The sequence below is a fragment of the Microbacterium daqui genome, from assembly GCF_050408675.1.
GTDB lineage: Bacteria > Actinomycetota > Actinomycetes > Actinomycetales > Microbacteriaceae > Microbacterium.
In genome coordinates this window covers 48344-67406 of record NZ_JBNTKF010000002.1, presented here as the reverse complement: position 1 = coordinate 67406, position 19063 = coordinate 48344, and the positions used below count along the sequence as shown (strand labels likewise).

The following is a 19063-nucleotide window of genomic DNA, read 5'->3' as shown; positions in this document are numbered from 1 at the left end:
GCTAGCTTCGGGGATTCGGCCGATGGCGGAGGGCGACTCGTGCCACGAAGGCAATCCGTCGTTCATCCGGCTTGACACCGGAATGCCGACTTTCGCCGCGATGCAGGTGGCGGCCGCTTGGAACGTCACCCGTGGTTCCGGCGTCACTGTTGCCATCGTTGATTCCGGAGTCAATGGTTCCGACCCCCGCCTTGAAAAGGCCCTGCTGCCCGGCATCAATCTTGTCGAGGACGGCACCGATAAGAACGGGTGGACCGACCAGTACGGCCACGGCACCGCGATTGCCGGGCAGATTGTGGCGAGCGCGACGGATTCGTCGTCGCTCGTGGGGCTCGCGCCGAGCGTGAAGATTTTGCCGGTGCGCGTGTATGCGGGCACCGATGAGCGCACCGCTGAGGCGGGGCACGGCCTGGTGACGAGTCGGCTCGTTGCGGGTATTCGCGCGGCGGCTGATGCGGGCGCGGAGATCATTAATGTTGCGATTTCGAGCGAGTCTGCGTCGGATGACATCGACCGCGCGGTCGCGTATGCGACGGCGAAGGGCAGCCTCGTCGTGGCGAGCGCGGGCAATGTCAAGGGTTCGCTCGATTTGTCGGCGGGCGGAACCACGCAGTTGCGGTATCCGGCTGCGTCGCCGGGAGCGCTGGGCGTGACGGCAGCGTCGGTGCCCGGGAATATGGTGACGGATGCGAGCGTGCACGGTGCGCACGTTGATCTCGCCGCGCCCGGACAAAACGTGCTCACGCTCGGTTTGAACACCGGCGACTGCGTGTACGCCACCGATGCGCCGGCATCGAGCTATGCGACCGGGTACGCGAGTGCTGTCGCGGCGTTGGTTGCGGCGGCGTATCCAGACGAGACCCCGGAGCAATGGACCTACCGCTTGACGGCGACCGCGCTGCGGGGTAATCCTGACCAGCGCACCGATGTGTCCGGCTGGGGCGTTGTGCAGCCTTTCCAGGCGCTGACCGCTGTTCTCGGGCCGGATACGCGTGGCCCGGAATCCCCCTTCTTTGAGGCGTCGGAGTCGGCTGAGCCGGAGGTTCCGATCGCCGTTGAGCCTCCCGGAAATCAGCACGAGGTTGACCTGGATCGTGTCGTGCTGATCGGCGTGAGCGCCTTTGCGTCTCTCGCGCTTGTGGGGTCTGTTGTGGCGTTTAGGAACCGCGGGGTGCGGCGGTAGGTTTTGTGGGGTGGCACGTCGTGTCGCCCGTTGGGTGGGGGCCTCGTCGTGTGGCGCGTCGGGCGGAGGCCTCGTCGTGTCGGCCGTTGAGTGGGGGCCGGTCGTGTCGCGCGTTGGGCGGAGGTGCGCAGCCTCACCACCCGTTGGGTGAGGGCCTCTGGTCGTGTCGGCCGCGGGACGGGGACGCGCAGCGCCCGAGGCAATACGCGCCGTCTGCAGCCTTCCGCTCAACCACGCACCCCAGCGCAGGGCCATCGCAGCGCACCGTCGACTCCTTCGACGCCTCACCATCAACCCGGCTGGGCTCCGAAGCACATGCCTGCTCCCTCGCGCACTCGCACACGCCGCGTCGCCCTGACCAGCACAGCCCGGCACCACCCAGCGGCTCGTTGAGCCTGGACGCGCGACCCATGACTCTCCACTCGGCCGCGTACCCGGCGCTCGGTTGGCCATGCACCCCGCATCGGTGCACGTCGGCGCTTCCTCCCCACCCGTGCTGATTGAGGTACGTCTCCACAATCCCGTCGAACGTGCCACCTGAGCATGCGGAAACGGTAGACCAGGCACCAACGCACAAGTCGTTGAGCCAACCTCCCCCAGACTCGACACCAGATTGGTAAATATGTACCAATTCATTTCAGAAAGCTATTGACACGTTTAGAACAGTAGTGCGAGAATAGAGCATGGCAATCACCACTGGTCTCGAAACTCTGATCCCCGCGCTCTGCGGGCGTCAGAGTGATTCGACTGGGCGTGATGCCGACGCTCCCCATGGCGGCAGTGCCGGGCTTGATACGGGCTCGACCGGCCCTGATTCTGCGACGCGTCATGGCGGCACAGGGCGTAGTTCTGCGGCTGAATGCGATTCTGATGCCACACGTGATGCGGCCGAGTTGGCTGCGGGTCGTGAGTTTGCTGCCCGGTTGGGTGCGCTGAGTGATGAGCAGTTGTTGGTTGTGAAAGACCAGATGCTTGCGGTGAACCGGCGGTGGGCTGCGATGATGCAGTCGATGACCGGTATTGTTGCGGCGCGGTCGAGTCGTGAGTTTGGTCATGGTGGGCTCGCGGCGAAGCGGGGCCACCGGTCGGCGGTTTCGATGGTGCAAGAAGACCTCGGCATCAGCAAGGCTGAGGCCACGCGTCTCGTTAATGTCGCTGAAAGTGTGACGGAGGTCACCGGTGCGGCGGCGCGTCCGGATGGGGCGACGACTGATGCGGAGCGTGAAGCGCAAGCCGTCGCCGAAGCTGAAGCACGCGCCAAAGCCGAAGCTGAAGCGAAAGCACGCGGGGAGAGCGGCGAAGACGCCGACCTCGATGACGAGGTTGATGAGACGCTGCTGCCGTGGGATGACGCGTTGAAGGTCGCGAATCGGTCGGGTGTGCTTAGTGGTTCGCAGTTCAACGCGATCACTGCTGCCCTCGGTGAACCGCCGCAGATCAAACGCGACGTCAACGGTAATCCCGTGAACGATGACTTCACGCCCCTCGTCGGCGACGACGGCGCGGCCGTGACTCGCGACGACGCTGATGCTTTCGATTTGCTGACGCGGGAGGCGTGGCGGCAGGCTGCGGTTGATTTGATTGCGGAGGCGCAGGTGCGGATGCTCAGCGACCTCCAAGCCCACGCCCGATCCGTGCGCGACGTTCTCGACCCGGAGGGTGCGGAGCGTCGGTTTGCGCAGCGGTATGAAGCGCGCGCGTTTCGTATCCGTCAGCTCGATACCGGGGCGCTGAGTGCGACGTGGATCATGGACGACATCACCGGCCTTGCCGTCAAGGCCGCCCTCGACGCGGCCCTTCGCCCTCGCACCGGCGGCCCGAGGTTCGTGGACTCTGCGGAGGATGCGGCGGCGAAAGAGCTCGCGAACGATCCCCGCCGCACCGATCAACTCGCTCACGACCTCATGGCCGACATCTTTCGTGCCGGGATCCTCGCCGACGCGAAGTCGGTGTTCGGCACGCGTCAGGCTGGTGTTCGTCTCGTGCAGGTCGTCACGGACGATGGTCAGCGTGCCGCTGTTGCGCATGCGGAAGATGGTCTCGGCACGCTGCCCGGCACGATCGCCGACCAACACCTCTGCGACGTTGGTGCGACCCGCATCCTCGTTGATGGTGACGGCAACCCGTTGAATCTGGGCCGCACGTCGCGAATGTTTACCGCGAAGCAGCGCATGGCACTCGCCGCCCGGGACGGCGGCTGCCGCTGGACCGGCTGCGAACGCCCCGCCTCCTACTGCGAAGCGCACCACATCGATCCGTGGGAAGAAGGCGGCAACACCGACATCCACCGCGGCATCCTGCTCTGCCAGTACCACCACCTCACACTGCACAACAACCACTGGCGCATCACCCGCGAAGGCACAGGCGACTTCATCCTCACCCACGCCGACCACCCACCCCAGATCCTCCCACCCCGCGCCCCACTAACCTACGCGTGGCACCACCTCACCCTCCCCGACCGCCAATTCCGGCCAAACCGCACGAACACCCGGCCCACCGGCGGCGCCGGTTCCCCACCATCGGGCTCACGCACGCCCCGACCCACCCGAAACACCCCCGCACCGCGCGGCACGGGTCCGTCCGGAACCAGTTCGTCCGGCACAGTTCGGCCAGGCGTCGGCACGTCAAGCGCAGGCCGGCCGGGCAGTGGTTCATCAGGCGGGCGATCGCGGGCCAACACCGCGTCCAACCCGCCGAATTCGGATCGGCGGCCCTCGTCGCCACCCTCAACTTCCCCGGCCACAGCTCCACCGTCGCGGCCCGCACGGCACGACTCTGCCCGCCGACGCGGCTACATCACACTCCCCAGCAACGCGTACCCGATACGCCAGTAGACCCCCGTGCCATCAGGCATGTAGTGCAGACGGCACCGCGCGCTTCGCGAATCGAGCCATCTCCGTGACGCACCAAACCAACCATCTCGGGAGCGCAAGCCGGTCCAAGAAGGAGCGGCGGATGGCGGAGGGAATACTGGCGGGTCTGGCAGGCCGACCCGCAGGGACGGCCCGGAGATTCACTATCCGCCGTTCCACCGTCGCAACCCAACCACCGGAGCCCGGCCGATTCAATTCAGCCGATGCGTTTCGTCCCGGGCGCTACGCGTCCTCGCTCAACGCGCGATACGGCGATGCAATTCGTCTCGTGACGTTCATCCAACCGACAAGAGCACAAACGAGAACCGCGGGCGACAACTAACCCGCGGTTCCGACTATCCGTTCTGTCCCGGCACGTAACCCAACTGCGCGGCGAAGTGACCGGCGTCACGACTGACCACCTGAGCACGACCGGGCTCACTCGGAACAGGCTTGATACGGCCGATGAGACCGCCCTCCTCCGGCGAACCACTGAGCAAGATACCCGTGACACCGAGATCGGTGAAGCGTTGCAGAATCGGATCGAACGCGGCACGCGAAGCACCACCCGAACGACGGGCAACGACAACGTGCAAACCAAGGTCACTCGCCTGCGCCAACAACCCCTGCAGCACGGCAGCCGGATTACCCTGACTCGTCGACACCAGGTCGTAGTCATCGATGAGGATGAAGCCCTCAGCACCCTTCCACCAGGAGCGATTCCGCAGCTCCTCCGGAGTGACATTCGGCCCCGGCATACGCGACTGGAAGAACGCAGCCAGCTCCTGCATGCCACTCGTCGCCATGTCATGAGACGTGAGATACGCACCCAGGTACTCCGCCGGCACCTCACCGAGGTTCGCACGACGATAGTCGATCATGAAGATCTTCGCCTGATCCGGCGTATACAACCGCATGATCTCGTGAACAATGCCACGCAAGAACGACGACTTACCCGAGTCCGAATCACCGTACAAGAACAGATGCGACTCATTACGCAGATCCAAACCAAACGGCGACAACTGCGTCTCTTCGACACCGAGAAGAATGCGCGGATCATCCGGCGACGTCAGCGCACGCACCTCGTCCAGCGAAATCATCGTCGGCAACAGACGAAGCTTCGGACCACGCGGCCCCTTCCAGGCCGAGTTCATCCGAGCAACCAGATCTTCCACACCATCCGCCAACGTCGACGCCTGCTGATCACCATCAATGCGCGGCAAGGCTGTCAGCGCATGCAACTTCCCAGCGGTCAACGCCTGACCAGGCGCATTCGCCGGCACGTTCACCGCGATCTTGCGGTCAATCTCACTGTCCGTCGGGTCACCCAAACGCAGCTCAATACGTGTCTGAATCGAGTCCTTCAGCGCCGCACGAATCTCCATCCACCGGTTCGCCGTAACGATGATGTGCACGCCGAAACCGAGACCACGAGCCGCGATCCCCTGAATGCGCTGCTCCAGAACCTCAAACTCACTACGCAGCGTGCCCCAGCCATCCACGAGCAAGAACACATCACCGTAGCCGTCATCCACCTTGCCCTCGGCACGGCGGCGACGATACGTATCCATCGAGTCGATGCCGTTATCGCGGAAATAAACTTCGCGCGTATTCAGCACGCCCTCAACCTCGGCGACCACACGACGAACGGCCTCCTCCTCGGTGCGCATCGCAACACCCGAGACATGCGGCATATCGCGCATACCGATGAAGCTACCGCCACCAAAGTCGAGCACATAGAACTGCACCTCGAGCGGCGTCGCCGTCAGCGACAGCGAAGCAACCAACGTACGCAACAGCGTCGACTTGCCACTGAGCGGGCCACCGACGATGAGCATGTTTCCACCCGCACCAGCGAGCGAAACCGTCAACTGCTCACGACGCTGTTCCAGCGGAATATCCACGATGCCGAGCGGAACCGTCAGGTCACCCCGCGAGCGCCACGTCGGCGACACGAGACCCAAAGCAGGGTCAACGGTCAGATCACTCATCAGGTGATCCAACGTCGCCGGCACCTTCAGCGGCGGCAACCAAACCTTGTGGGCCAGCGGCCCCCGCCCAGCCATAAGAGACACGGCAATGTCGATCGTCGCACGCTCTTCCACCGGCCCCTGCGGTGCAACGGGAGCAGAATCACTGTCTTCTTCAATATCCAGCGGCTGTGCACTCGCGGTAAACAGGGCGATATCGCGCGAGAAGTCGTGCACGACCTCTTCCTCCTGCTTGCCGTGCTTCATAACCGTCTTCGGTGGGCCAGAAACATACGCGGCACGGAACTGCGTCATCGTCTCCTGGTCCGACTTCAGGTAGCCGACACCTGGTTCCTGCGGCAACGTGTACGCATCGGGCACACCCAGCACCGTGCGAGACTCGGCCGCCGAGAACGTACGCAGGCCCACGCGGTACGACAGGTACGTGTCGAGACCACGCAACTTGCCCTCTTCCAGACGCTGCGACGCGAGCAGCAGGTGAATCTGCAGCGAACGACCCACACGCCCGATGTTGATGAAGCTCTCCACGAACTCGGGCTTCGCAGCCAGCAGCTCCGAGAACTCATCCGCAATGATCAGCAACGCAGGCAATGGCTCCAAATCGGTCCGTCCATTACGACGAGCCTTCTCGTAGTCGTTGACGTTCGCGAAGTTGCCCGCGGCACGCAACAGCTCCTGGCGGCGCACGACCTCACCGGTCAGCGCATCCTGGAAGCGATCAACCAGACCAACCTCACTACCGAGGTTCGTGATCACGGCAGAAACGTGCGGCATATCCGACATGCCCGAGAACGTTGCACCGCCCTTGAAATCCACGAGAACCAGGTTCAGCTGCTCGGGCGAGTGCGTCAGCACGAGCGACAGCAGCAGCGTACGCAGCACCTCAGACTTACCCGAACCGGTCGCACCGATCAGCACACCGTGCGGGCCCATGCCCTGCTCAGCGGCTTCCTTCAAGTCGAGGTAAATCGGCAGGCCATCCGTGGTCTGACCAATCGGCACACGCAGGCGATCACGCTTCGGGCGACGCGCCCACGCCTTGTCGAAGTCAATCTCGCGCACGTCAGGCATGTGCAGCAGGTCGGTCAGTTCGGCCTGACCGACGATGCGCTGGTCTTCGCCCGTAGCCACCGGCTCGGCCGAATACAGCGGCAGCAGGCGACGCGCGGCGGCCTCAGCCTCGGCGAGCGACATCGCATCCGGGTTCACAAACTCGGCGCGCGTGCGCACGCGAACCAGCTCCCCCTGCTTGCCCGTCGACGGGAAAGCAATGCGCATGCGGCGCGGGTCTTCCAGCGTCTCCCACATCGCCGGCATCTCCAGCACGGTGAAGCCAGCAAGAGGGTCGGAACCAATGAGCGGCTCGTTGTGCGGAATGGGAACTCCGTCAACAAGCACGATGACGTGGCGCTCCTGACGAACGTCGGGTGCGAAGCGCGGGGCCTCAGAGATATCGGAGGGCAACAGCTCACGCAATTCATCGAACGAGGACACCACCATACGAGAAGGGCCGACCTTGTCCCGCGCACGCGGCGACGCAGCGTGAGGCAGCCACTTCATCCACTCCCAGTGCTCGATATACGCGGGGTCAGCGACCACGGCGATCAGCACGTCTTCGGGCGCGTGGAACGTCGCGATGCCCATCGTCATCGCACGCGCGAGCGCACGAACGTCGTCCTCGTTATTGCCGACGATCTCAACGCGCGCATAGTCGGTCAGCGACACGACGGCGGGCAGATCCTTCTGAATCTCGTGCGTCAGCATCAGGCGGTGCGCCGCCGACGCCGCGACCGGGTCGAGCGAAGCGAGCGACGGCAGCGGCGGCGCCTCGAGCGCCAAACATAGGGGCTGATCGTTGGTTCCGACACGGCTGAGCAAGAAGTCATCGTCGGTCGATGACCGCTCCCACACGCGCGCACCCTCCTCCACCAAGAAGGTCAACGTCGACGGATCCGGCGAAACCCAGTTGCCGTGCTTGCGCTGCTGGTCGGCGGCGGTGCGCACCGTCTCACGCAGTTCGCCGAGGTATGCGAGGTATGCGCGGCGGGCCGTCAGCACCTCAGCGTTGCGCTGTGCACGCTGACGCCATCCGTTCACGGCGACGAAGCCGAGGGCCGACATCAAGAACATGCCGCCCATGAGGAATCCGCGCGGGTTCGGGTTCATCGTGACAACCATGACGACCGCTCCGAGGCTACCCACCATCGGCAGCAGCGACGTCATGAGGCCGCCCCCGGCCTCCTTCTCTTGAAGCTCGGGGGGAGCTTCCAGCGTCACCTTGCCCGAGGGCATGCGTGGCGGGGTCAGTCGAGAACCGCGGCTCATGCGGAACCTCCGTTCAGCGGGCTCATCGTGAACGTGCGATCGCCGAGGCGAATGCGCGCGACACCCTGAGCAGAAGTGCGCACGCCGGGGGTCAGCACCTGGGTGCGACCGTCGGCGTACATGAGTTCGGTGCCGTTGGTCGACCCGAGATCGGTCACCCACACGCCTCCGCGATCCTCTTCCCAGCGCGCATGATTCTTCGAAATCGTCGTCGACGAGTCAGTCACCACGATCAGTTGGTCTTCGCCGCCCGTCGCACTCGGCGCCCGGCCGAGCGCCACGATGCTGTTCGCCGCGACGACCTCACGCTGACCGGTGTCGAACGTGAGAACCGTCTGGCCGGAGCTCCTGCGCCGTGGCTGCTCCGCCGGGGCGGCTGGGGTTGCCGGAACCACGGGCTGGCCGGCACGGTCTACGGAGGTTGCCGGCGCGTCCGGAATCGCCGGAGTTACGGGGGTTACCGGAACAACGGCTGGCGATTGCGAGGCGGGCCGTCCGTCAGCCGGAGCGGACGGGGTTACGGGTGCCGCGCTGCCCGACTTCGGCGGAACTGCAGATTGCTCGGCAGCCGAGGCGACCGCTGGCTGTGGCTCGTCGACACCAGCAGCCGTGCGGCGACGGCGCGGGCCGGGAGCACGGTCAGACTCATCGCCGACCGCAGCAGATGTGCGACGGGGGTCAGCCGAGTCCAGGTCGGCGTCAATAGGCGACGCACCAGACACCGTGCGACGCGGACCCGACGCGTCTGGGTCGGCCGGCGAAGCACCAGACAGCGTGCGACGGGGACCGACCGAATCGAGGTCGGCATCAGCCGGCGAAGCACCGCCCGACGAACGACGGGGGCCGGGAGCATCTTCGATCTCAGCACCTGATCGACCGAGGCCAGGGACACCGGAGCTTGACGCCCCAGCACCGGGCATACCGGCGCCAACACCCGCACCGGGAATGCCCACCCCGCCAACACCAGGTACAGCCGCACTAGGTGCACCGGCCGCACCACCCGACTGCCCACTGCCCAACTCAGCAGAACGGACACCCATCATCGGCGACTCAGCGGCGACGTCACCCGACGCAACACCTCCCGCAAGTTCCATACCCGAACCCGACAGCGTCGCGAGGTACTCGGAGTGCGCCGCCTCCTGGGCGACCTCCTCCGCCTCGATACGCGCCTGTTCGGTCGGAATCGACACCACGACAGTGCGAGCCGCGCGATCAGCGATCGTGCGACGCTTGCCCGACGAATCGGCCGCAGCCGTCAACTCAACGATGAACGCACCGACAGCGGCCAGCAACGCGCCGGCACCCGTGATCGCCGAACGCACGCCAGCGCGCGCGAGTCCGGGTGACTGTGGGGAATCCGCCCGCGAGACTCGCGTACGAGTGACAAGTTTGCCGAGGCTCGCACCGGTGCGGGCCTGCGTCACGGTGAAGATGATGGCGACTTCGAGACCGGCGACGACGCCGAGAGTCCACGACGACGACAGCAGCCACGCACCGACGCCGACACCGGCGATCACGACAAGGTCAATGAGTAGCGACAACATGCGCTTGCCGACACTCGCGGGCGAACCCACGAAGGCGTCACCGAGCGAGTACATTGACGCGATGCGTTGGGCCGATCGTCCGCTGCTGGGCGGAGCGCTGTCGGTGTTCGAGACACCGTACGACATCGGTGGCGCCGATGGTTGCGGAACCATTTGCTGCGCCGGCTGCTGACCAACAGGCTGCGGTACAGCCGGCTGCATCTGCCGCGCATACCCCGGATACCCGCCCTGCATGTCTACCGGAGCCGCCTGCGAACGCTGCTGCACACCGCAGACGGGGCAGACCATGGTTCCGGTTTGCAGCATAGAACCGCACTGCCAACACACCTGAGCTTGCATTAGTTCATCGCCCCCTGCACGGCCTGGATCAGCCCGGCACCGACGAAAGCGGCGGGCAACGCGAAGACCAGCGCGATACCCTCCACGATGTCGGCGAACCGCGACCAATACACACTGCGCGCGCCGCGGGCCAGCAGGATGACCGACGCCGCAATGGCGAGGCATCCGAGCAGGCAGCCGATGGCAACGCTCCAGCGCGCTACTTCTGACAAACCGGACAACACCACGACGATCGTGATGAGCGCGGCAAAAAACGCGGTCGCCCGCATCGACGCTTTCAGCACCCGCGACGAGAACCGCCGCGCACCAAGCGAAAGGGTCAGCACGAGGCAACCGATCAGCACCACACGACCAATGAACTCAATCATCGGCACGGTCGCGAGCGGAACCACGACAAACGGCAGACTCACGACCACGAGCGCACATGCCGCCATCGTGATGACGTGCATGCGGGCGGTCGAACGCGTCACCAGGTCGGTCACGCGTTTCATATCGACGGTCGTGATCGCCGTCGGAATCACCTCACGAACCGCAAACCGCGCCTCTTGGTGTTCGGCGAAGTCGATGAAGATTCCGGGCGGAACGTGCATCATCGTCGTCGGCAGCGCCCGCAACAGCAGGGGCGCAGCACCCACGATGATGCAGGCCGCGACAACACCGCGCAGGTTGAGCACGAGCACAACGGTCAGTACGAGGGCGACGCCGACCGCGACCGCTCCGAGCGAATTGAGCTGCGCCCGCTCGGCGGAATACCGCGCCAGCACGGCAATGAGCGAGAAGAAAACCGCCTCGAAAACGCTGATCGTGATGAGCGTGACGATCGGGCTGAACTGCGCCGGCGACGACACCGTGACCGCCCACGCCGCAACCAACGCGGCCGGCCCCAGCGCGAACGCACCCCGCGCCACCTTGTCGGTGCGATGCCGCCGCACATACAGCACCGAAGTCACGACGCTCGCGGCCACCAACACGATGAAGAGGGCGCGGAACCATCCGGCAGGTTGCGTCGCTGGGGCAACAAAGAAGATGGCACCGGAGACGAGCCCCGCGACACCCATGAGCCACCACGCGAAGATCGCGTTGCTCTGCACGGCTTCATCGACCGGGCGGTGCTTGCGCTGCGGCGCAACAGCGTCGACAATGGCGACCACATCGCCGTCGCTGAGCGTGCCCAGCCTGCTGCGCGGATCAACGAACTCGCCCGATCGCTCGCGATAAATACGTTGCGAAGTGCGCATCGTGGCGCCACTCGCCCGCAACACGTCAATGATCGGCATGGACTCCGGCGCAATGATGTCGCGCCGATGCTCGCCCACGCGAATACCGATGCGGCGCTGCTCAGAATCAGGAATGAGGGCAGTCATGGGCGTAGGTCAGTGTCAAGGTTCACAAAAGACACCAAGCCCCCTTCACGTCGGTGCAGAACTGCGATACCGCACCTAACAGAACGACCCTAGCATCCCCGCACCCGCGCGGACGTGGGAAAAGCCCTTTCTGACAGCCGTCTAACCGAGCAGCAGCAGGGCGATAATTCCGCCCACAGACAGCACGATGGTTCCGCCGCCAACCGCCGCCATGACGGCCACCCGACGACGCGCAGCCGACCGTTGGCGAGCGAGCGCCGTCATGCTCTCGGCGAAGGGCTTGGGCGGACGAGTGTCCAGCTGCCGATCGAGATGCACGACCGGAATGATGGTCTGCTTGCGCGGCTTATAGGGAGCCTTGAGGATCGCCTCTTCGGGTGTGAACGCCTCACGCGACACCCGCTGCCCGGCGTCGTCAAGAATCTGCGTCGTGCGCCGATTCGCGAGCGACAGGGTCTCGATCTTCGCGGGCGGGTTGATCTTCGGCTTGCGCAGCGACTTGATCGTCGCCTCGAGTCCGCTTTTACGCTTACTAACCGCGGTGGCATCGTCGACCTGTGCGCGACGCTGCCCCGGATCGGTCGGCTCAAGCAGCTCACCTGCCGCTAACCGCGCCGCGCGCCGCCCACCCAATTGGGTGGCCCCGATATCGTCGGGCTCGCCAGGTTCAGTGGCGTCGGGGTCTGCGGGTTCCGGAACCTCGGGGCTGGCGGCCGAAGAGCGGCGCCGTACGATGACGGTTGCCTCGTCAACTTCGGGGGCGGCCTCGAATTCTGCGGCAGCGCCTGAGCGGCGTGACCCGATCACGGTGTTCTCATCGAAATCGTCATCATCGGCGACCGGCTCCGACGGCACAGCCGACCGACGTGTGCCGATCACCGTGTTCTCGTCGAGATCTTCGTCATCAGCAACCGGCTCGGGGAGCACAGCCGAGTTCGACCGACGCGCCGCAATGAACGTCTGCTCGTCAACGTCGTCAATAGCGTCGCTCGACACATGCGTCGAGCGACGACGGGGACCGGCTGCGTCAGACACTTATTCCGCCTCGATGGTCAGTTCGGCATCGCCCAGCAGAAAGCGCTTCGTCAGCACGGCAGGCTGGTGCGGCTCAAGCTCACGCTCGCTGCCGTCTTCATCAATCAGCACAACGCCGTTCGTCGAACCGAGGTCGGTGATCGTCCAGGCGCCGTCAACGAGCGCCAGCACAGCGTGCGTCTTCGAAATCGTGCGGGTGCCGTCAGCCACCGAAATCAGCTGGGCCGACGGGAATTCCGGCTCGTCATCGGGTTTGCGCCCCAAAATTACGTAGTCGCTCGTCAAAGCGACGCTCGTGCCGACCGGAAGATGAAGGTTCCACGTGGAACGTCGACGCGACGCAACGACCGTCTGGTCGTCGATGCCATCCTCCGAGGGCACACCGGCGTCCGCGTGGTGTGCCGAAACCGACGCGCGCGCAGCACGAGGCATGCCCGCATCGGGCACGGCCGCAACCGCACTCACTTCAACCGACGACTCAATCGCCGAAACGGCAGAAATCGACGCCGAATTGGCCCACTGCTCATCATTCGCTGGCTCGGGAGCCGCCTCGCGACGCAACTGCGGAGCCCACTGATCGTCGTCAATTTCCTGCGTGCTCACGCTGTCGCTCGCACTCACCGGGATCGCGACATTCGCAATTCCGGTACTGAGGCTGTTCTGCATCCACTCCGAATCCTCGAAGGGCGTACCCTCAACGACCGGAACGGAACCACTGAGCGGCACGGGAGGTGCCGGAATCAGATTCGCGGCGCCCGGAACCACGATGGGCGTTGCCGGGGCATCGAAACTTTCGGGGCGCGGCGGCAGCGGCGGCGGGGTCATGGCCTGTGCGCGACGAGCCTGTGCGACGACCTCAGAATCCTCGTGCATGCGCGTGGAACCCGGGTTGCCGAAACCGGCGGGCAGCTTCGGCGGTACCGGGGGCACAGCGGCAGATGCAGCGGGTGCAGCTGCGGGCGCAGCCGGCGGCGGCGCGAACGGGTGGGCGTCAGGAGCGGGCGGAACGCTGACTGCGGGAGCAGACGGCGTTGCCACCCACGGTGTTTCCGGTTGTGCCACGGGGGTTGCCGGCGGGGCCGGAATCTGCGGAGTAACCGGCCCCGGTGCCGGCGGCGGTGTGACACCGAGCGGAGCGAACGGATCCCACGTACTGCTCGACGGCGCGTCAGGGTGAACCGCCTGACGATGCGGCCGACTCTGATCGAGCCAGCTCAATTCAGAATTCGGCTGAGGCTCTTCCGACTGCTGAGTCATCCACGCCGGGATGGCGATGCCCGGAGCATTGGGAACGCCGGGTGCGCCAGGAACACCCGCGACACCGGCAGCACCGAAGCCACCGACCGGAGCACCAACCCACCGCGCCGAACCCCAACCCAAAATTGAAGCCCAAATTGGGAAGAAGATGGTGCCGAAAACGCCGAAACCGTTCGAACGCCCGAAGCGGTTCGAGACGCCCGCAACAAACAGGTACAGCACGTAAATGCCGTAGAAGGGGATGAACAGCAGCCACGGTGACTCCGCGCGCCCGCTGATCTTCGCCAGCGTGAACATGTTCATGATCGGAATCCACGCGTGGCTCGCCGGCGCACCCGCCTTGCGGAACACCGCAGACAACGCCAGACCCATCCACACGTAGACCGCGAGAATGGCGACGAGGGTACCGACGTAGATCGCGACAATTAGTCCGTAATCCATGGGGATCATGAGGTGCTTCGCGCTCGACGGGTCGGGCGCTTCCCCCTTTCAGCAGTTTTACCGAGTTGGCGGACGAATGACTTCAACGATAGAGCCGCACGAACGCGACGCCACCATCCGAGACGCTGCGTGATGGCACGACGCTCGGCCGCAACAATCTCCCAGAACTCGTCAGATTCCATTTCGCTGATCACCGCGTTCGAGAACTGCGCGTGGTCGGCCTGAGCGGCGAGCAAGACACCGGCCGGGGTCGCATACTCTTCAGCGAGCTCTTGACGTGTGTGGATTGTCGGCGACACCAAACCCGCGTCGACGGCGGCATCGACGTATTCGTCCCACCCGCCGGTAATGCGTTCGGCGCCGTCGGCGGCCGTGGCACGTTCCTTGCGGCGCGCGAGCTTCGCAAGCAACACCGTCAAGAACGGTGCCAGCAAGAAAATCAGACCGAGCACACCGATACCGATCCCGCGCATCACTGACGTAACGACAGCGGTGTCAACGGTTTCTTCCTGCTGCGGGGCGGAGTCATCAGACTCGTGCTGGTCCGGGTCCGGAGGTGCAACCTCGGTGACCTCATCGGGCAGCACATCGGTGATGTTTTCCGGGTCGCGCTGCGTGCGCGACTCGACATCGATCGGCTCGGTGAACTGCGGCGTGACATCAACCGCAATCCACGTGCCCGAGGCGTCCTGCACTTCGGTCCACACCGCAAGGTCAGACGCAACGCAGTCGCCGTCGCACGCGGGCAACGTGTCACTCGACGTACGCACACCCACCACAACCCGTGACGGGAAGCCCAACTGTTCGGCGATCAGCGCCGTCGCCACCGAGAACTGTTCGTCATCACCAATGGCGGCGACGAGCGACGCGTTCGTAATGCCCTGCACTTGTGATTCGTGTTCCAACAACTGCGTGAACATTGCATCGATGCGGGCAAGCGAGTGTCCGGCGGCGCTCGACTGGAACCCGGCGTAGTCGGGCAGCAGCGACATCCACTGTGCGGTGTCACCCTCCGGCAACAACAGCGCGTGGCTCAAATAACCGCGCGAACGCAACCGGTCAATAGCCTCGGCAAGGCCAGCGCCCGTCGACGGCACCGCCTGCTGATCGAGCCACGTGATGAGACTTTCGGGAGCGGCCGTATGCGGGTTCGCCCCCGGCGACTTCGCCTCAACGAGGTCGGTCGCCCGCGGCTCAGCCGCCGTCACGACGTATGAATTGCCCTCATCAACGCCACCGGTCACGACACCCGTGCCGGACTTCTCGTTGTAGTAGAAACCATCGGCCATGTCGGGGCCGTTCGCACCCTGAAAGTCGACGCTCTCGAGGGTGCCGAACGTCGGCAACCAGATGCCGCGCAACGCACTAATCTCAAAGCGCACCGTCGACGTGGTTCCGCTCACATCCAGCCGCGACGGCACCCGCTGGTACAAATTCGCGGCGTCAATGTCGACGCGGTACGACTCCCCGTCGTACGCACCGAGCGTCGCGAGGCGAATGCGGCTCGGCACCGTGCCGGTCGAGGTGTAGCTAAACAACACCGACGACACGTTCTCGTTCGTGAAGTTCGTGCGGTAGCCGGTGAGCGGCGTCTGCGCCTGGGCGATCGCCACCTCCGGGCCGACGGTCGAACGAATAACGTCACGCGTGTGCGAATTCGTCACGAGCGGCGTCAGGGCAGCGCCCGCACCAACGGCCACGACGACCATCGCGGCGGCAAGACCCGTGCGACGCAAGTACGCGCCCGTGCTCTGCTGGGCGCCGCGAATACCGGTTGCGGCGGCGGCACGAGCGATCGCCTGGCGACGCTCATCGCGCGCCCGCCACGCCAACCACCACATGCCACCGAGCACGCCGAGAATACCGATGGCGGTCTCGATCGGCGCGTTGATCGTAATGGGCCCCAGGTGCAGCGGCGACGACACCGACGTACGGCCAAACAACAGACCAAATGCGAGCATCGCACCGACGGCGACGACGGTGTAGCCCGCGCGGCGGCCGGTGACGAACGCGAAGCGCACGGCGACGAACGTGCCAAAGACGAAGACAGCGATCGCCGGAACCAACAGGTTGCGATACGTGCCGACGGGCAGTGGCGAGGTGGCCAGATCCTTGAAACCGGTGACGAAGCCCAACGCGGCTTCGCGCAGACCATCGGGCACGATGGTTCCGCCGCTCCAGTGCTCCGGCACGCCCATCGCAACCGCAACCATGTAGCTCGCGGCCACGAGCAGCAGCGTGATGAGCCAGCCGTTCCACTTCACCAGCAGGGCCAGCACCGCAATTCCAGCGCCGACCGCGGCGCTCACGGCGATCGCGAGAATGAACCACACGCTGCCGTAAATCGGCCACGCGGCAAGTCCGGCCAGGGCCACCATCGCGGCGACGTAAAGGGAGCCCACAATCTGCTTCGTCACGACTTCATTCCTCGGGAGAGCAGTTGCGGCATGTCTTCGCGCAGGCCTACCGTCATGATGGTGAGGCCGCTGATCGGGCGCACGCGGGGGTGCGCGGTTTCATCGCAGACGACACCGATAACCGCGGTCGCGGGGTCATAGGCGAGGGCCGCACGGCGCAAGCGCTCGAGGCCGGTCTGCGAACCACAAATCACAAACGCGACCGACAGACCGGTGTTGGCTTCGGCCTGTAGCGCGCACACGTCTTCGAGCGACATCGTGTTGTCGAGGCTGTCGACGGCGCAGAACTCGTCAAGCAGGCCGCGCGGCGTAAAGGCGCCGAGCTGGCGAATCGCGCGAAGGCGTCCGCGTACGACGCGGGGAATCTCGGCTCCGGCGACGACGTCAAGGTCGCGGCCATCGCGTAGCGCCTGAACACCGAGCGACGCCGCGAGCGAAATCGCGATTTCGTACTCTTCTTCGGTCGCGTAGTCGCTCTTCGCGACCGACACGGCAACAGCCATGCGTGAGCGGCGCGACTCTTCGAACTGGCGCACCATGAGCTTGCCGGTCTTCGCGGTCGACTTCCAGTGCACTTGGCGGCGCGAGTCACCGGGCATGTATTCGCGGATCGCGTGGAACGACATATCCGCATCAACCAGGCGCGTGGTCGGGTTGCCCTCGAGGTCACGCACGAGGCCCGCACTCGTCGACGGCACCGACACAACGCGTGGGTGCACATACACTTCGTGGCGGTCTTCCCACTCGTGCTCGCGACGCAGCAGGCCGATCGGGTCGGTACGCACGGCGGTCGCCGGGCCCACCGTGATGATGCCGCGCTTCGGGGTCGGAATGTCGACCTCGTGCACCATGTGGTGCTCGGCCCGCAGCAGCGGAACTTCGAGCTCGAGCAGACCATCACCAACGGGCAGGTCGAGCTTGCCGGGCAGCGCCATGCGCGAGCTCTGGTTGCGCACGGTCAACCGGCCCGGAACACTGCCACCGGCGATCACGCGGTCGTGCTCCAGCTCAAGGGCCACGTCGTACGCGCGGGCACCGAACAAGAACGGCACACTCAATAGCAGCAGCACGACGCCGATGATGCCGGCGATGAGCCACTCCACCCAGCCGAAGATCCAGCCGAGCGCCGTGCCACCGATGGCAACGGCCAGCACGAGCCAACCCGCGGTCGTGACCGACCGGCTGATCTCGTCACGAACCTTCGTGTAGAGCTCGCTGACGCGCTGCCCGAACCGGGTCATGCCCAGCACAAACCGCACCATGGGGCTCCGCTGCGTTTGGCGGACCTTGGTGCGAGTGTGCGTGGCGGTGCGGGAGTGTGAGTGTGACCCGCTCAGTTCATTGGTCATACGGTTTCGCGCTGCGTGGGCGGCGGCACCTCCAGCAACACCTGACCGAGCACGGCTTCTGCCGTCACACCGTCAAACTCGGCCTCCGCCTGCAGAATCAGGCGGTGCGCGAGCGTCGGAATGACGAGAGCCTTGACGTCATCGGGCGTCGCGTACGTGCGCCCCTGCGACGCGGCACGCGCACGCGTTGCCCGCGTCAGCGCGAGAGCGCCACGAATCGACACACCCAGGCGCACCTGGTCGGCCGAACGCGTCGCGTCAACAACGCGGGCAATGTAGTCGAGCACGAGGGCGTCAACGTAGACGTCTTTCGCCAGGTCGGTCATCGACACGAGCGTCTGCGGCGTGACGACCGGCGTGATCTGCTTCGTCGACGTGGCGCCGCCGCCGAGAATGCGGAGCGTCGACGCGTGGTCGGGGTAGCCGAGCGATGTCTTCATCAGGAAGCGGTCCAGCTGCGCCTCGGGCAGACGGTACGTACCGGCCTGCTCGACGGGGTTCTGCGTGGCGATCACGAGGAACGGCACCCCCACGGCACGAGAGATACCGTCGACCGTGACGTTGCCCTCCTCCATAACCTCGAGCAGTGCCGACTGCGTCTTCGGGCTCGCACGGTTGATCTCATCGGCAAGCACAACGTTCGCGAAGATCGGGCCCGCGTGAAACTCGAACTCGCCGACCTTCTGGTCATACACCGTGATACCCGTGATGTCACCGGGCAGCAGGTCGGGCGTGAACTGAATACGCGTGTTCGTGCCCTGCACCGACTGCGCCAGCGCACGTGCGAGCGACGTCTTACCGGTTCCGGGCACGTCTTCGAGAAGAACGTGGCCCTCACTCAGCATCGCGACGAGCACGAGGTCAATGACGGGGCGCTTGCCGAGCACAGCGTGCTCGACGTTGTCGCCGAGCTGTGCAAACGACTGGGCGAACCAGGTGGCCTGCTCTTGCGAGATGGTCATGTGT

At 65.2% G+C, this 19063-nt stretch carries 10 protein-coding genes; 2 read left to right on the top strand and 8 right to left on the bottom strand.

What is annotated here, in order from left to right; translation table 11 throughout:
- Window positions 1-22 precede the first annotated feature (22 nt).
- Complete coding sequence (locus tag ACQUSY_RS01620) at window positions 23-1183, top strand: S8 family serine peptidase (protein WP_428902783.1); 1161 nt, start codon at window positions 23-25, stop codon at window positions 1181-1183.
- 683 nt (window positions 1184-1866) lie between these two features.
- Complete coding sequence (locus tag ACQUSY_RS01615) at window positions 1867-4017, top strand: HNH endonuclease signature motif containing protein (RefSeq protein WP_428902782.1); 2151 nt, start codon at window positions 1867-1869, stop codon at window positions 4015-4017.
- A gap of 374 nt (window positions 4018-4391) precedes the next feature.
- Here ACQUSY_RS01615 and eccCa read toward each other — a convergent pair whose 3' ends face one another.
- From eccCa to ACQUSY_RS01575, 8 genes are all read right to left on the bottom strand, one after another.
- Entirely contained in the window at window positions 4392-8351 is a 3960-nt protein-coding gene (eccCa, locus tag ACQUSY_RS01610) for a type VII secretion protein EccCa (RefSeq protein ID WP_428902781.1), read from the bottom strand.
- The gene (locus ACQUSY_RS01605; RefSeq protein ID WP_428902780.1) at window positions 8348-10201 is read right to left on the bottom strand and encodes an RDD family protein; all 1854 of its coding nucleotides are present in this window, start codon (window positions 10199-10201) and stop codon (window positions 8348-8350) included. Before ACQUSY_RS01605 ends, eccCa begins: the two co-directional genes overlap by 4 nt.
- A gap of 32 nt (window positions 10202-10233) precedes the next feature.
- Window positions 10234-11598: a hypothetical protein gene (locus ACQUSY_RS01600; RefSeq protein WP_428902779.1), complete on the bottom strand. Its 1365-nt coding sequence runs from the start codon at window positions 11596-11598 to the stop codon at window positions 10234-10236.
- A 141-nt stretch (window positions 11599-11739) separates the two neighbouring features.
- On the bottom strand, window positions 11740-12633 hold the full coding sequence (locus tag ACQUSY_RS01595; RefSeq protein WP_428902778.1) for a hypothetical protein: 894 nt from the start codon (window positions 12631-12633) through the stop codon (window positions 11740-11742).
- A complete protein-coding gene (locus ACQUSY_RS01590; RefSeq protein ID WP_428902777.1) occupies window positions 12634-14331 on the bottom strand; it encodes a DUF5684 domain-containing protein in 1698 nt (565 codons plus the stop codon).
- A gap of 5 nt (window positions 14332-14336) precedes the next feature.
- Window positions 14337-16748, bottom strand: a complete 2412-nt coding sequence (locus ACQUSY_RS01585; RefSeq protein ID WP_428902776.1) for a transglutaminase domain-containing protein — start codon at window positions 16746-16748, stop codon at window positions 14337-14339.
- A complete protein-coding gene (locus tag ACQUSY_RS01580) occupies window positions 16745-18010 on the bottom strand; it encodes a DUF58 domain-containing protein (RefSeq protein WP_428902775.1) in 1266 nt (421 codons plus the stop codon). Before ACQUSY_RS01580 ends, ACQUSY_RS01585 begins: the two co-directional genes overlap by 4 nt.
- An 83-nt stretch (window positions 18011-18093) precedes the next feature.
- On the bottom strand, window positions 18094-19059 hold the full coding sequence (locus tag ACQUSY_RS01575; protein ID WP_428902774.1) for an AAA family ATPase: 966 nt from the start codon (window positions 19057-19059) through the stop codon (window positions 18094-18096).
- Window positions 19060-19063: the final 4 nt, after the last annotated feature.

Excerpts from the sequence above, each read along its gene's own strand:
- ACQUSY_RS01605 (WP_428902780.1), bottom strand. The coding sequence starts at position 10,201 with ATGCTGCAAACCGGAACCATGGTCTGCCCCGTCTGCGGTGTGCAGCAG.
- eccCa (WP_428902781.1), bottom strand. The coding sequence starts at position 8,351 with ATGAGCCGCGGTTCTCGACTGACCCCGCCACGCATGCCCTCGGGCAAG.
- ACQUSY_RS01590 (WP_428902777.1), bottom strand. The coding sequence starts at position 14,331 with ATGGATTACGGACTAATTGTCGCGATCTACGTCGGTACCCTCGTCGCC.
- ACQUSY_RS01600 (WP_428902779.1), bottom strand. The coding sequence starts at position 11,598 with ATGACTGCCCTCATTCCTGATTCTGAGCAGCGCCGCATCGGTATTCGC.
- ACQUSY_RS01580 (WP_428902775.1), bottom strand. The coding sequence starts at position 18,010 with ATGGTGCGGTTTGTGCTGGGCATGACCCGGTTCGGGCAGCGCGTCAGC.
- ACQUSY_RS01575 (WP_428902774.1), bottom strand. The coding sequence starts at position 19,059 with ATGACCATCTCGCAAGAGCAGGCCACCTGGTTCGCCCAGTCGTTTGCA.
- ACQUSY_RS01615 (WP_428902782.1), top strand. The coding sequence starts at position 1,867 with ATGGCAATCACCACTGGTCTCGAAACTCTGATCCCCGCGCTCTGCGGG.
- ACQUSY_RS01620 (WP_428902783.1), top strand. The coding sequence starts at position 23 with ATGGCGGAGGGCGACTCGTGCCACGAAGGCAATCCGTCGTTCATCCGG.